Below are 13,833 nucleotides of genomic sequence, written 5' to 3'. Positions count from 1 at the left end.
AGGCATTCATGGGGCGGTCATGTCCGCTGCCTACGGTGATCTCCAACGGGCCATCCGGCCCGGACGGTCGGCGTAACGGCGCGGCGGACGTCGAGGAGGGGGCGGACACGATGTGGACCGACGAGCAGCCACGGACCCGCTGGATCGACCCGGCGGTCTTCCGCTACCGCCGGCCCGACCTGCGGCTGGGCACCCGAGACCCCAAGCCGGACCGCACCGCCACGGTGGCCGGTGACCGGATCGCCGTCACACACACCGTGCGCACCTCGACCGCGCAGTACCGCCTGCTGCTGAACGCCCCCGAGTGGCTCGGCCGCCGGGGCGTCGGCGAGGCGCTGCGGGACGCCGTCGCCGAGCTGCGGGCCATCGACCTGACCTACAGCCCGCACCGACCGGAGAGCCTGGTGTCCCGGTTGCGTCGGGGCGAGATCAGCGCCGAGTCGTACCCGCCGCTGGCGGAGCTGGTCGACCGGTGCGCCGCCATGCGGGCGGCCACGGACGGCTGGTTCGACGCCTGGGCGGTGCCCGGCGGGTTCGACCCGGGCGGCCTGCTCGGTGGGTGGGCGGTCGAGCGGGCCGCGGCCCGGCTGCGCGCCGCCGGCATCCACGACTACGCCGTGCTCGCCGGCGCCGACCTGGTGGTACGCGGAAACGCCGCACACGGTGGGCCATGGCGGATCGCGGTGCACCACCCGACCGACCGTCGCCGGGCACCGCTGGTGCTGGAGATGACGGCGGGCGCGATCGGCACCTCCGGGGTGACCGGACGGCAGGGTCACGTGGTGGATCCGCACACCGGTGAGCCCGCCGACGAACTGATCGCCGCCACGGTGGTCGGTCCCGACCTGACGGTGGCCGACGCGTACGCCACCGCCCTGTACGCCGCCGGGCCGGCCGGACTCGCCTGGTTCCGGTCTGATTCGGACTACCACGCGTTGTTCGCCACCCGGCGCTGACTCGGGAGGCGTACACATCGGCACGAGGTGGGAGTGTCGAGTGTGGGCGACGGCAACGATCGGCCTCCACGGCCGCGGCAACGACCGTGGAGGCCGGTCGGCGACGAATGCGCAGGGCTCACGCAATCGAGGGGTGCGGGCCGGTCGGCCGGACGTCGACCTCGCCACCCGAAGACGGGCCGCTGCCACGAACTCGGCCGGTAACCGCACCCGTACGCTATCGAATTGACGTGATTCGCGGCAAGGGCTCCACAGGGGAGCTTCTGGAACGATTCCATCGGCGCGCTAACGCTCTCGCAACCGGGCCGTTTTCGACAAGGTGCACACCGGATGGCACGCTGTCCGCCGTGAGTTTCGATCTGAGCGTGTGGGCCCTGCCGGACGGGGCGACGCCCGAGGACGTACGAGCCGCGGTGCAGCAGTGCCGGAACGGCCGGCACGGCGAACGCCAACCGGACCCACGGGTGGTGGCCTTCTATCGGGCGATCACCGCCAGCTACCCCGACCGGCCGAACGGCTTCCGGACGCCCTGGGCGGTGATGCCGCTGCACGCGGCGGCCGACCACGTGGAGATGAACCTGGATCCGGGCTGCCCCGACCAGGTGCTGCTGGACATCGAGCGATTCGCCGGCGAATACCGGCTGATGCTGTTCGACGCGCAGGACGGCTCGGTCTATCCGCCGCCGGCCGTCCGACTGCCCGGCTGACCACACCGCCCGGCCGCGCACCGACACCCCGGTCGGTTCCGCGACGGACGGCGACACGACGAGGGGCCCAGCCGACGGCCGGGCCCCTGTCGGTCGTGTGTGGACTACTCGTCGCGCAGGTCCGCCGCGCTGGCCGCGGTCGCGCCGATCGAGTCGGCGGCCGAGGTGAGCAGCTCGGCACCGAGCGCCTGGTCGACGGTGAGGGTCATCAGCGTCTCACCACCGGCCTCCCGGCGGGCCACCTGCATGGCGGCGATGTTGATGCCGGCCTCGCCGAGCAGGGTGCCGACGGTGCCGACCACGCCCGGGCGGTCGGCGTACCGGAGGAACAGCAGGATGCCCTCCGCACCGATCTCCACGTCGAAGCCGTCCACCTCGGTCAGCTTGATGATGTCCCGGGTGCCCGCGTGGGTCACCGTGCCGGAGACGCTGACCGTACGGCCGTCGGGCAGCGCGCCGCGCACGGTGACCAGGACCGGGTACTCGACGGTGTCGGTCTGGGTGGTCAGCGACACCTCCACGCCGCGCTGGGCGGCCAGGTGCGGCGCGTTGACGTAGGTGACCTGCTCCTCCACCACCGAGCTGAACAGCCCCTTGGTGGCGGCGAGCTTGAGCACCGTGACGTCGTGGTCGACGATCTCGCCGCGCACCTCGACGGTGACGCTGGCGGCGATCCCACCGGCGACCGCGGTGAACGCCCGGCCGAGCTTCTCGGCCAGCGGCAGCAGCGGGCGTACGTCCTCGGCGACCACGCCGCCGGCCTGCACGTTGACCGCGTCCGGCACGAACTCGCCCTGGAGGGCCAGCTTGACGCTCTTGGCCACGGCCAGACCGGCCTTGTCCTGCGCCTCGGCGGTGGAGGCGCCCAGGTGCGGGGTGGCCACCACGTTGTCGAGGGCGAACAGCGGCGAGGAGGTGCACGGCTCCTTGGCGTACACGTCCACACCGGCGCCCGCGACGCGGCCCTCGGCCAGCGCGTCGGCCAGCGCCTGCTCGTCGACCAGGCCACCCCTGGCGGCGTTGACGATCCGCACGCCCGGCTTGACGATGGACAGCTCCTTCTCACCGATCAGGCCCACGGTCTCCGGGGTCTTCGGCAGGTGGATGGAGATGAAGTCGCTCTCCCGCAGCAACTCCTCCAGCCCGACCAGGCGTACGCCGAGCTGCGCGGCGCGAGCCGGCTGGATGTACGGGTCGTACGCGATCAGCCGGGTGCCGAAGGCGGCGATGCGCTGCGCGAACAGCACGCCGATGCGGCCCAGGCCCACCACGCCGACGGTCTTGCCCTGCATCTCGACACCGGTGTACTTGGACCGCTTCCACTCCCCCGCCTTGAGCGCGGCGCTGGCGCTGGCGGTGTTCCGCGCGACGGCGAGCAGCAGCGCGACGGCCTGCTCGGCGGCGGAGACGATGTTGGAGGTGGGGGCGTTGACGACCATGACACCCCGCGCGGTGGCGGCGGGCACCTCGACGTTGTCCAGACCCACTCCGGCCCGGGCCACGACCTTGAGTCGCGGAGCGGCGGCGATCGCCTCGGCGTCGATCTGGGTGGCACTGCGGACGATGACGGCGTGAGCCTCGGAGAGCGCCGAGAGCAGGGCCGGGCGGTCGGTGCCGTCGACGTGCCGGACGTCGAAGTCGTGGGCGAGCACCTCGATGGCGGCGGGGGCGAGTTCTTCGGCGATCAGTACGACAGGAGTCATTGGTCCTCGTAGATGTCGTCAGAGCGGTCGGCCGGTGCGGGGACGCTGCGCTGCGCCCGGCGCGGGCGGGGCCATGGCCGTCAGGTGCCGCCTGGAGCACCTACCGCGATCGTAGGGGGCGGCCAGCCCGGCGCGCCCCGGACCACGGGGTGAGTGCCCTCACAAACCGGACGTGACGTGCGTGTTAACGATCGTTAGCCATCCCGGTGAACAGCACGGCACCCGGTCCCGACGTCGGGGAGAACGTCGGGTCCGGGTGCCGTCGGTGAGAGTGCTCTCAGGTGGCCGAGATCTCAGGCCGTCTCGGTGATCGGCCGGTCGACCCAGCTCATCATGCCGCGCAGCTTGGCGCCGGTCTCCTCGATCGGGTGCGCCGCGCCCTCCGCCTGCCACTTGCTGAAGTTGGGGCGGCCGGCCTCGTCCTCGGCGACCCACTCGCGGGCGAACTCGCCGTTCTGGATCTCACTGAGGATCTTGCGCATCTCCTCCTTGACCCGGCCGTCGATGACTCGCGGGCCCCGGGACAGGTCGCCGTACTCGGCGGTGTCGGAGACGCTGTACCGCATCCGGGCGATGCCGCCCTCGTACATCAGGTCGACGATCAGCTTCAGCTCGTGCAGGCACTCGAAGTAGGCCACCTCGGGGGCGTACCCGGCCTCGGTGAGCACCTCGAAACCGGTCTGCACCAGCGCTGCGGCACCGCCGCAGAGCACCGCCTGCTCGCCGAAGAGGTCGGTCTCGGTCTCCTCCTTGAAGGAGGTCTTGATCGCGCCCGCCCGGGTGCCACCGATGCCCTTGGCGTACGACAGGGCCAGCGCGAGCGCGCCGCCGCTGGCGTCCTGCTCGACGGCGACCAGGCAGGGCACGCCCTTGCCGTCGGCGTACTGCCGGCGGACCAGGTGACCGGGGCCCTTCGGGGCGACCATCGCCACGTCCACCTCGGCCGGCGGCGTGATCAGGCCGTACCGGATGTTGAAGCCGTGCCCGAAGAACAGCGCCTTGCCGGCGCTGAGGTTCGGCGCGATCGACTCGGCGTAGACGTGCCGCTGCGCGGTGTCCGGCGCCAGCACCATGATCACGTCGGCCTCGGCGGCCGCCTCGGCCGGGGTGAGCACCCGCAGGCCCTGCTCCTCCGCCTTGGCCCGGCTCTTCGAACCCTCCGGCAGACCGATCACCACGTCGACACCCGAGTCGCGCAGCGACAACGCGTGGGCGTGGCCCTGGCTGCCGTACCCGATCACGGCGACCTTCTTCGACTGGATCAGGCCCAGGTCGGCGTCGTCGTCGTAGTACACCTCAACGCTCATGACTTCCCTTTCGTACGGCGGCCGCAGTGGCCCGTCGTGGCTTCGTGGTTGCCGCGGCCTCAAGCAGCCGGGCCGGCGGTTCGGTTCGGACGGCCCGCGCGACGGGCCGGCGGTCTCGGGTCAGGCGGCCCGCAGGGCGGGGCCGGCGGTGATGGCGCGCGAGCCGCGGCCGATCGCCACCAGGCCGGACTGCACCATCTCCTTGATCCCGAAGGGTTCGAGGTCGCGCAGCAGCGCGTCGAGCTTGTCGGGGGTGCCGGTGGCCTCGACGGTGAGCGTGTCCGAGGCCACGTCGACCACCCGCGCCCGGAACAGGTTGACCGTCTCCAGGACCTGGGCGCGGGCGTTGCGGTCGGCACGCACCTTCACCAGCAGCAGCTCGCGCGCCACCGAGGTCGACGGGTCCAACTCGACGATCTTGAGCACGTTGACCAGCTTGTTGAGCTGCTTGGTGACCTGCTCCAGCGGCGACGACTCGGCGTTGACCACGATGGTGATCCGGGAGACGTCCGGGTTCTCGGTCTCACCGACGGCGAGGCTGTCGATGTTGAAACCCCGCCGGGAGAACAGCCCGGAGACCCGGGCCAGCACGCCCGGCTTGTTCTCCACCAACACGGAGAGCGTATGCATGGTCATTAAATATCGTCCTCGTCGAAGGTCGGGCGGACGCCACGGGCGAACATGATCTCGTCGTTGCTGGTGCCGGCAGGGACCATCGGCCACACCATGGCGTCCTTGCCGACCACGAAGTCGATCACCACGGGTGCGTCGTTGATGGCCATCGCGGCCTCGATGGTCTTGTCGACGTCCTCGGCGTTCTCGCAGCGCAGCCCGATGCAGCCCAGCGCCTCGGCGAGCTTGACGAAGTCCGGGATGCGGTGCTTGTGGGTGCCGAGGTCGGTGTTGGAGTACCGCTCGCCGTAGAACAGCGTCTGCCACTGGCGGACCATGCCGAGGTTGCCGTTGTTGATCACGGCGATCTTGACCGGGATGCCCTCCAGGGCGCAGGTGGCCAGCTCCTGGTTGGTCATCTGGAAGCAGCCGTCGCCGTCGATCGCCCAGACCACCGTGTCCGGCATGCCGACCTTGGCACCCATCGCCGCCGGCACCGCGTACCCCATGGTGCCGAGGCCGCCGGAGTTCAGCCAGGTCTGCGGCTTCTCGTACGAGATGAACTGCGAGGCCCACATCTGGTGCTGGCCCACCCCGGCGACGTAGATCGCGTCCGGTCCGACGATCTCGCCCAGCCGCTTGATCACGTACTGCGGGGAGAGGGTGCCGTCGCCGGGCTCCTCGTAGCCCAGCGGGTACCGCTCACGCAGGTCGTCGAGCTGCGCCCACCAGTCGGTGATGTCGGTGCCACGGCCCGCCGCCCGCTCGGCGTTGACCGCCGCCAGCAGCTCGTCGATCACGTGCCGGGCGTCACCGACGATCGGCACGTCCGCGTGCCGGTTCTTGCCGATCTCGGCCGGGTCGATGTCGGCGTGCACCACGGCGGCGTCCGGTGCGAACGAGTCCAGCTTGCCGGTGACCCGGTCGTCGAACCGGGCGCCCAGCGCCACGATCAGGTCGGCCTTCTGCAGGCCGTAGACGGCGGCGACGGTGCCGTGCATGCCGGGCATGCCCAGGTGCTGCCGGTGCGAGTCGGGGAAGGCGCCCAGCGCCATCAGCGTGGTGATCACCGGGATGCCGGTCAGCTCGGCCAGCTTGCGCAGACCCTCGGTGGCACCGGCCTTGAGCACACCGCCGCCGACGTAGAGCACCGGGCGACGGGCGTTGCTCATCAGCCGGGCCGCCTCCCGGATCTGCTTGCCGTGCGGGTGCAGGGTGGGCCGGTAGCCGGGCAGGTCCAGGGTGGGCGGCCAGGCGAAGGTGGTCGGCGCCTGGAGCACGTCCTTGGGGATGTCCACCAGCACCGGGCCGGGACGGCCGGTCGAGGCCAGGTGGAACGCCTCGGCCAGCACCCGGGGGATCTCGGTGGCGTTCTGCACCAGGAAGTTGTGTTTGGTCACCGGCAACGTGATGCCCTGGATGTCCGCCTCCTGGAAGGCGTCCGTGCCGATCGAGGGCCGCGCCACCTGACCGGTGATCGCCACCAGCGGCACCGAGTCCATGTACGCGTCGGCGATCGGGGTGACCAGGTTCGTCGCGCCCGGCCCGGAGGTGGCGATGCACACCCCGACCCGGCCGGTGGCCTGCGCGTAACCGGTGGCCGCGTGCCCGGCGCCCTGCTCGTGCCGGACCAGGATGTGCCGGACGGTCGAGTCGTAGAGCGGGTCGTACGCCGGAAGGATCGCGCCACCCGGGATACCGAAGACGACGTCGACGCCGAGCGCCTCGAGGGAACGCACCAGCGAACCGGCGCCCGAGACCTGGGACTGGGCCTGGGTGGGGCGTACCGCCGGGGTGGGGGTGGCGGCGCGGGCGGCGTCGGTGGTCTCGGCGGCGCTACGGGCCCGCCGGGCGGAGTGGGCGAGGGTCTCTGGCGTGGGTCTCGTCATGGCGGTTTGCCTTCGGCTGGAGTGGGTGGGGCTGCTCACGGGTGGACGCGGCGATCCGGCGGCGTCCGATGGGTTCGACGGCAAGAAAAAAGCCCACGTGCCAGATGCACGGGGCCAGCGCACTCTCAGTCAGGGAGAGTGCGCTCAGGTAAGTACTCGCAGCGACCGGTTCGACGACATGGGCCAAGCCTGACGCATCTCACGCGATGAGTCAACTGATCCCACATATTGGTTCACGGATCTCGGCGCGTCCCGTCGGGCACGCCGCTCACACCGGGCCCGACGTGCTCGGACGCACTCTCGACCGCACGCGGAAGGGGCGGCTGGAAGGGGCGCGCGGGCGTCCCGTCCACCGGTACCGGGCGGGCCGGGCGGGCACCCGGCGACGTCGCCGCCTCCAGCATCGCCTCCAGGTGCTCGGCCGGTACGCCCCAACCGAACAGCGCGCCCTGACCGAACCGGCATCCGGCGGCGACCACCGCGGCCAGTTCCGTGGGGTTGGTCACGCCCTCGGCGACGACCTCGAGCCCCAGCTGGTGACCCAGTCGCATCACGATGTCGACCATCGGCGCGAAGGCCGGGCCGTCCTGCCCCACCGGCCGGACCGGCTCGTGCTCGGCGACCAGACTGTGGTCGATCTTGAGAATGTCGATCGGGAGCCGACGCAACTGCCCCAGCGACGAGTAGCCGGCCCCGAAGTCGTCCAGCGCGATCCGCACCCCGGTCAGGCGCAGCGCGGTCAGCCGCCGGATCAGCTCGTCCAGATCGGTGGCGACCGCGTGTTCGGTAACCTCCAGCACCAACCGCTGCGGCGGGACGTGGTGCGCGCGCAGCGCCTCGGCGACCTGCACCACGTACTCGGCGGCGTGCAGCTCGCGCGGCGAGACGTTGACCGACACCCAGACGTCGTGCCCCTCGGCCAGCCAGCGGGACAACTGGTAGCACGCCTGGTGCAGCACCCAGGCGCCGAGCTTGGCGATCATCCCGCACTCCTCGGCGAGCGGGATGAACTCGTCCGGCCGGACGTTGCCCAGCTCCGGATGGCGCCAGCGCAGCAGCGCCTCGGCACCGACCGGACGCACCGACGGCAACGAGGCCACCGGCTGGAAGACCAACCGCAGCTCGTCACGCTCGATCGCGCCGCGTAGCTCGTGCTCCAGCGTCGTGCGGCGACGCAACAACCGGTCGTACGCCCCGTCGTAGCGCTCGATGCGGTTCTTGCCGCGCTGCTTGGCGTAGCGCAGGGCGGCGTCCGCGTGCCGTAGCAGCAGTTCGACGTCGGGTTCCTCGGCCCAACCCGCCATACCGATGCTGACCGAGAGGAACACCGGCCCCTCGGACTGCTCGTAGGCACCGCCGAGCACCCTGAGTAGCCGCTCGGCCACCACTGCCGCCTCGGCCGGGCCTCCGTGCATGAGCACCGCGAACTCGTCGCCGCCGAGCCGGGCGGCGAGGTCACCGGGGCGCAGGTTGCCGCGCAGCCGCCGGCCCACCTCGGCCAGCACCGCGTCACCCACGTCGTGCCCGCGCATGTCGTTGACGTTCTTGAAGCCGTCCAGGTCCAGGCCGAGCAGGACGCAGGGCACCCGGGCCTCGGCGGACCGGTGCAGCGACTGCAACAGCCCCCGCCGGTTGGCCAGCCCGGTGAGCGCGTCGGTGTGCGCGAGCTGGCGGAAGTGCGCCTCCCGCTCGGCGAGCCGCCGGGCGTAGGCCCGCACGTCGTGCAGGGTGAGGTACTGCCGGGCGACCAGGGCGAAGCCCTCGATGCTGCCGGCGACGATGGCCGGACCGTCGAACCGGCCGTCCTGGAAGAGGTGGTACATCGCCGAGGCCGCCATCGCGATCATCGGCACCACCGCGTACTCGCTGTCGCGGCGGATCACGTCGACGGCGACCTGGTCCGGCGGGTCGATCCGGCGGACCGCCAGCGCGGCGGCGAGCAGGCCCACGGCGAGCAGCGCCGCACCGATGAAGGTCACGCCCGGCCCGCCCTGGCAGAGCCCGGCCGCGATGGCCAACCCGCCACCGGTGGCCACGGTGATCCCGCCGCCCAGCACCGCGAGGTGCTGCCGGGGCGGTGGTGCGCGGAAGACCATGATCGCGGCCAGCCCGGTGCTCAGCGCCGCGCTGGCCGAGGCGACCAGGATCGCCGGGCAGGCCGTCGGAGTGACCGCGCCGAGCAGTCGGGTCGGCTCGGAGAGCAGCACCCACCCCACGAACCAGAGCGCGGCACCGACGATCACCCCGTCCAGGGCCAGCCGGGCGGCGGAACTCGCCGAGCCGGCGACCCCGGGCATCCGGAGCAGGCCGGCGCCGAAGAGCAGGCTGCTCGCCGCCGTGCCGATCGCGACCAGCGTGGCCCAACCGGTGCGCTGCGCCTGCTCGTGTGCCCAGTGCCCGCCGACGGTGAGCGCCTCCGTCACCCCGACCAGCAGGGTCAGCAGGGCGATCACGCCACCGGCGGCCAGCAGCGCGTACGCCGAGCGGTGCGAGGCGGACCGACGGCGTACCGACAGGGCGAACAGCACACCGGCCGTGAGGGCGACCAGTGCGCTCGACACCGCGACACCGATCAACGCCGGGGGTGTGTGCACCCCGCCAACTCTGCCGGATCGGCTTGCGCCGTGGGGATCGGGTGTGCATCTGTTGGGACACGGTCCGTGTGCCTGTCCGACACGGGGTTCACGGTGCAAGACTGGTACGCATGCCTGAGCTGCGGTCGAAGACCTCCACGCACGGTCGGATGATGGCCGGCGCCCGGGCCCTGTGGCGGGCCACCGGGATGACCGACGACGATTTCGGCAAGCCGATCGTCGCCATCGCGAACAGTTTCACCCAGTTCGTGCCGGGCCACGTACATCTCAAGGACCTCGGCGGGCTGGTCGCCGAGGCGGTGGCCGAGGCCGGCGGGGTGGGCCGGGAGTTCAACACGATCGCGGTCGACGACGGCATCGCCATGGGACACGGCGGCATGCTCTACTCCCTGCCCAGCCGGGAGTTGATCGCCGACGCGGTGGAGTACATGGTCAACGCGCACTGCGCGGACGTCCTGGTCTGCATCTCGAACTGCGACAAGATCACCCCGGGCATGCTGCTGGCCGCGCTGCGGCTGAACATCCCGACGGTCTTCGTCTCCGGCGGCCCGATGGAGGCCGGCAAGACGGTGGCGATCGAGGGCGTCGTCCACTCCAAGATCGACCTGATCGACGCGATGGTCGCCTCCTCGAACGAGGCCGTCACCGACGACCAGCTCGACGCCATCGAGCGCTCCGCCTGCCCGACCTGCGGCTCCTGCTCCGGCATGTTCACCGCCAACTCGATGAACTGCCTGACCGAGGCGATCGGGCTGGCCCTGCCGGGCAACGGCTCCACGCTGGCCACCCACGCCGCCCGCCGGTCGCTTTTCGTCGAGGCCGGCCGCACCGCCGTGGAGATCGCCAAGCGGTGGTACGACCACGACGACGCCTCGGTGCTGCCGAGGATGGTCGCCTCCCGGGCCGCGTTCGAGAACGCTGTCGCGCTGGACGTCGCGATGGGTGGCTCGACGAACACGATCCTGCACCTGCTGGCCGCCGCCCGCGAAGCCGAGATGGACTTCACCGTGGCCGACATCGACGCGATCTCCCGCCGGGTGCCCTGCCTGTCCAAGGTCGCGCCGAACTCGCCGCAGTACCACATGGAGGACGTGCACCGGGCCGGCGGCATCCCGGCCATCCTCGGCGAACTCGACCGGGCCGGGCTGTTGCACCGGGACGTGCACGCGGTGCACTCCCCCTCGCTCGACCAGTGGCTGGCCGACTGGGACGTGCGTGGCGGCTCGGCCACCCCGGAGGCGATCGAGCTGTTCCACGCCGCGCCCGGCGGCGTGCGGACCACCGAGCCGTTCTCCACCACCAACCGCTGGTCGAGCCTGGACACCGACGCCGCCAACGGCTGCATCCACGACCGGGAGCACGCATACTCCGCCGACGGCGGGCTGGCCATCCTGCACGGCAACCTCGCGCCGGACGGCTGCGTGGTCAAGACCGCCGGGGTGCCCGAGGAGTGCCTGACCTTCCGTGGGCCGGCGAAGGTCTACGAGTCGCAGGACGACGCGGTGACCGCCATCCTGGCCAAGGAGATCGTCGCCGGGGACGTGGTGGTGATCCGCTACGAGGGCCCCAAGGGCGGCCCCGGCATGCAGGAGATGCTCTACCCCACCTCGTTCCTCAAGGGCCGGGGGCTGGGTCGGGCCTGCGCGCTGCTCACCGACGGCCGCTTCTCCGGCGGCACCTCTGGCCTCTCCATCGGGCACGTCTCCCCCGAGGCGGCCTCCGGCGGGCTGATCGCGCTGGTGGAGCCGGGTGACGAGATCGTCATCGACATCCCGAACCGGTCGATCGACCTGAACGTGCCGGCCGACGTGCTGGAGGCCCGCCGGATCGCCCAGGAGAAGCGGGACCGCCCGTACACCCCGGTCGACCGGCAGCGTCCGGTCTCCGCAGCGCTGCGCGCGTACGCCTCGATGGCCACCTCGGCCAGCGACGGCGCCTACCGCCGCGTCCCGGAGTGAGTGATCGGCACGAGGGTACGGGCGTGCGCGATGGCGGCCGGGGTGTCCGCGAAGACCAGTCCGTCGCCGCGTAGTCGGGCGGCCACGCCGAGGGTGTCCAGCACCTGGTCGTGACCGGGTGCGATGCCGGAGAGCAGCACCGTGATGCCCCGTGCCTCAAGCCGCCGGATCGCGTCGCCGAGAACGTGGGCGCCGGTGGCGTCGATGGTGGAGACCCGCGACATCCGCAGGATGACCACTCGGACGTCGGCGACGTCGGAGAGGCGGAGCAGGAAGGTGTGCGCGGCGGCGAAGAACAGCGGCCCGTCGAGCCGGTAGGCCACGATGTGTTCCGCGAGCAGTTTCTGCTCCTCGGCGGTGTGCGCCCCGGGATCGAGGGGCACCTGTTCCAGCCGGGCACTACGGGCGACCGCGCGCAGCGCCACCACGACGGCCACGCCGACGCCGACGGCCACGGCGGTGACCAGGTCCCAGACGACGGTGACGGCGAAGGTGAGCACCAACACCAGGGCATCGCCCCGGGTGGCGCGGGCCAGCGCCCACAGCGAGGCGGCCTCGACCATGCGCACGGTGGTGGCCAGCAGCACGCCGGCCAGGGCAGCGAGGGGGATGCGGCCGACCAGCGGCGCGGCGGCCAGCACGATGACGGCGAGGGCCGCCGCGTGGGTGAACGCGGCCAGCCTGGACACCGCGCCAGCACGGACGTTGACGGCGGTACGCGCGATCGCCGCGGTGGCCGGGATACCGCCGAACAGCGGGGACGCCAGGTTGGCCAGGCCCTGCCCGAACAGTTCCCGATCCGGGTCGTGCCGCTGGCCGACCGTCATCCCGTCGGCGACGGTGGCCGAGAGCAGGCTCTCCAGCGCGGCCAACGCCGCCACCGCCAACGCGGCGGGCAGCAGCACGCCCACCGCGCCGAGGTCCACGAAGTCCAGTGACAGCGCGGGCAGCCCCTGCGGCAGCGCGCCGATCCGGAGCAGATCGACCGGCGCGAGTTCGGCGAGCAGCGTGGCAGCGGCCACCGCGAAGATCGAGAACGGCAGACCGGGCCGCCATCGAGCACCGACCAGCATCACCGCCGCGACACCGAGGGCCACCGCGAGGGCCGCCGGACGAGGCGCTACGACGAAACGGGCGACCGCGTCGGCGGCCACCGCCCAGACCCGCTCACCGTGGGCGTCGGTGATCCCGAGTGCGGCGGGTACCTGTTGCAGGGCGATGACCACGGCGATCCCGGCGGTGAAGCCCTCGATCACCGGTACCGGCAGGTACCGCACGAACCGACCGAGGCGGGCGAGAGCCAGGGCGAGCAGGATCAGTCCGGCCAGCGCACCGACCATGAGCACGCCGGTGGTGCCGTACTGCTGCACGATCGGCACCAGCACCACCGTCATCGCGCCGGTCGGGCCGGACACCTGGAGGTTCGACCCGCCGAAGACGGCCGCCACCGCTCCGGCGACCACCGCGGTCACCAGACCGGCCTGCGCGCCGAGCCCCGAGGTGACGCCGAAGGCGAGCGCCAACGGCAGCGCGACCACGGCCACGGTGAGCCCGGCGAGGAGGTCCTGTCGGGGCGCGCGGCGTACCGAGTGCCAGTCCGCGCGGCCGGGCAGAAGGTCGACGACGCGGCGTCCGCCGGCGGCCACGACCGAACGGATCGTGGCCGCCGGCGGGGCCGAAGAACTCCTCATCCCGCCGGTCCGCCGGCGCGCAGTTCGTCGAGGAGCGCATCCCGGTCGGTGAGGACCGCGCCGAGGATCCGGCGGCCGGCGGCCAACAGGTCGGCGACGTCGGGCGTACTGAGCGCGTACATCACCAGGGAGCCGTCGCGGTGCGAGGTGACCATCCCGGCCCGGCGCAGTACGGCGAGTTGCTGGGAGAGGTTCGACGCCTCGACGTCGATGGCGGAGAGCAGGTCGCGTACCGGCTTGGGGCCGTCCTGGAGCAGTTCCAGAACCCGGATGCGGACGGGGTGCCCGAGGGTGCGGAACAGTTCGGCCTTCGCCTGGTACAGCGGCACGGACATGCCTCAGCCTCCTCCACGCACCGTCGGTGCACTGAAGACTTTAGCACTTGAAGACTTCTTCAAATAGACATCCGGCCGGGT

Annotated in this window: 10 protein-coding genes; 3 read left to right on the top strand and 7 right to left on the bottom strand. The window is 71.9% G+C overall.

Features of this window, described 5'->3' with window-relative positions; all coding sequences use genetic code 11:
* Positions 1-110 precede the first annotated feature (110 nt).
* On the top strand, positions 111-956 hold the full coding sequence (locus tag ACWDVW_RS11985; RefSeq protein WP_449947442.1) for an FAD:protein FMN transferase: 846 nt from the start codon (positions 111-113) through the stop codon (positions 954-956).
* 347 nt (positions 957-1,303) lie between these two features.
* Positions 1,304-1,663 (top strand): hypothetical protein, encoded by a 360-nt coding sequence (locus ACWDVW_RS11980; RefSeq protein WP_449947213.1) that lies wholly within the window; start codon positions 1,304-1,306, stop codon positions 1,661-1,663.
* Positions 1,664-1,767: 104 nt separating this feature from the next.
* Here ACWDVW_RS11980 and serA read toward each other — a convergent pair whose 3' ends face one another.
* The 5 genes from serA to ACWDVW_RS11955 form a co-directional block, all read right to left on the bottom strand.
* Positions 1,768-3,366 carry a phosphoglycerate dehydrogenase gene (serA, locus tag ACWDVW_RS11975; protein WP_350693566.1) on the bottom strand — a complete coding sequence of 533 codons (1,599 nt, stop codon included), beginning with the start codon at positions 3,364-3,366 and terminating at the stop codon, positions 1,768-1,770.
* Between the two features lie 293 nt (positions 3,367-3,659).
* Positions 3,660-4,673 carry a ketol-acid reductoisomerase gene (gene ilvC, locus ACWDVW_RS11970; RefSeq protein WP_449947210.1) on the bottom strand — a complete coding sequence of 338 codons (1,014 nt, stop codon included), beginning with the start codon at positions 4,671-4,673 and terminating at the stop codon, positions 3,660-3,662.
* Positions 4,674-4,793: 120 nt separating this feature from the next.
* Positions 4,794-5,309 (bottom strand): acetolactate synthase small subunit, encoded by a 516-nt coding sequence (gene ilvN, locus ACWDVW_RS11965; protein WP_350693563.1) that lies wholly within the window; start codon positions 5,307-5,309, stop codon positions 4,794-4,796.
* Positions 5,309-7,174, bottom strand: coding sequence for an acetolactate synthase large subunit (locus ACWDVW_RS11960; RefSeq protein WP_396749247.1), 1,866 nt, complete (start codon positions 7,172-7,174; stop codon positions 5,309-5,311). Before ACWDVW_RS11960 ends, ilvN begins: the two co-directional genes overlap by 1 nt.
* A 233-nt stretch (positions 7,175-7,407) precedes the next feature.
* Positions 7,408-9,768: a putative bifunctional diguanylate cyclase/phosphodiesterase gene (locus ACWDVW_RS11955; protein ID WP_449947207.1), complete on the bottom strand. Its 2,361-nt coding sequence runs from the start codon at positions 9,766-9,768 to the stop codon at positions 7,408-7,410.
* Between the two features lie 110 nt (positions 9,769-9,878).
* On the opposite strand from ACWDVW_RS11955, the gene ilvD reads away from it, so the two are divergent.
* Positions 9,879-11,726: a dihydroxy-acid dehydratase gene (ilvD, locus tag ACWDVW_RS11950; RefSeq protein ID WP_449947204.1), complete on the top strand. Its 1,848-nt coding sequence runs from the start codon at positions 9,879-9,881 to the stop codon at positions 11,724-11,726.
* On the opposite strand, the gene ACWDVW_RS11945 is transcribed toward ilvD, so the two are convergent.
* Both ACWDVW_RS11945 and ACWDVW_RS11940 read right to left on the bottom strand, forming a co-directional pair.
* Positions 11,705-13,417: a SulP family inorganic anion transporter gene (locus ACWDVW_RS11945; protein ID WP_449947202.1), complete on the bottom strand. Its 1,713-nt coding sequence runs from the start codon at positions 13,415-13,417 to the stop codon at positions 11,705-11,707. The genes ilvD and ACWDVW_RS11945 overlap by 22 nt on opposite strands.
* Positions 13,414-13,752 (bottom strand): ArsR/SmtB family transcription factor, encoded by a 339-nt coding sequence (locus ACWDVW_RS11940; protein WP_449947200.1) that lies wholly within the window; start codon positions 13,750-13,752, stop codon positions 13,414-13,416. Before ACWDVW_RS11940 ends, ACWDVW_RS11945 begins: the two co-directional genes overlap by 4 nt.
* Between the last annotated feature and the right edge of the window lie 81 nt (positions 13,753-13,833).

The organism is Micromonospora sp. NPDC003241 (genome assembly GCF_053589795.1).
The sequence above is the reverse complement of the archived record's forward strand: the minus strand, read 5'-3'. Positions and strand labels throughout refer to the sequence as shown.

Coding starts and splice junctions, on each gene's coding strand:
- ACWDVW_RS11985 (WP_449947442.1), top strand. CDS start 111: ATGTGGACCGACGAGCAGCCACGGACCCGCTGGATCGACCCGGCGGTC.
- serA (WP_350693566.1), bottom strand. CDS start 3,366: ATGACTCCTGTCGTACTGATCGCCGAAGAACTCGCCCCCGCCGCCATC.
- ilvC (WP_449947210.1), bottom strand. CDS start 4,673: ATGAGCGTTGAGGTGTACTACGACGACGACGCCGACCTGGGCCTGATC.
- ilvN (WP_350693563.1), bottom strand. CDS start 5,309: ATGACCATGCATACGCTCTCCGTGTTGGTGGAGAACAAGCCGGGCGTG.
- ACWDVW_RS11960 (WP_396749247.1), bottom strand. CDS start 7,174: ATGACGAGACCCACGCCAGAGACCCTCGCCCACTCCGCCCGGCGGGCC.
- ilvD (WP_449947204.1), top strand. CDS start 9,879: ATGCCTGAGCTGCGGTCGAAGACCTCCACGCACGGTCGGATGATGGCC.
- ACWDVW_RS11945 (WP_449947202.1), bottom strand. CDS start 13,417: ATGAGGAGTTCTTCGGCCCCGCCGGCGGCCACGATCCGTTCGGTCGTG.
- ACWDVW_RS11940 (WP_449947200.1), bottom strand. CDS start 13,752: ATGTCCGTGCCGCTGTACCAGGCGAAGGCCGAACTGTTCCGCACCCTC.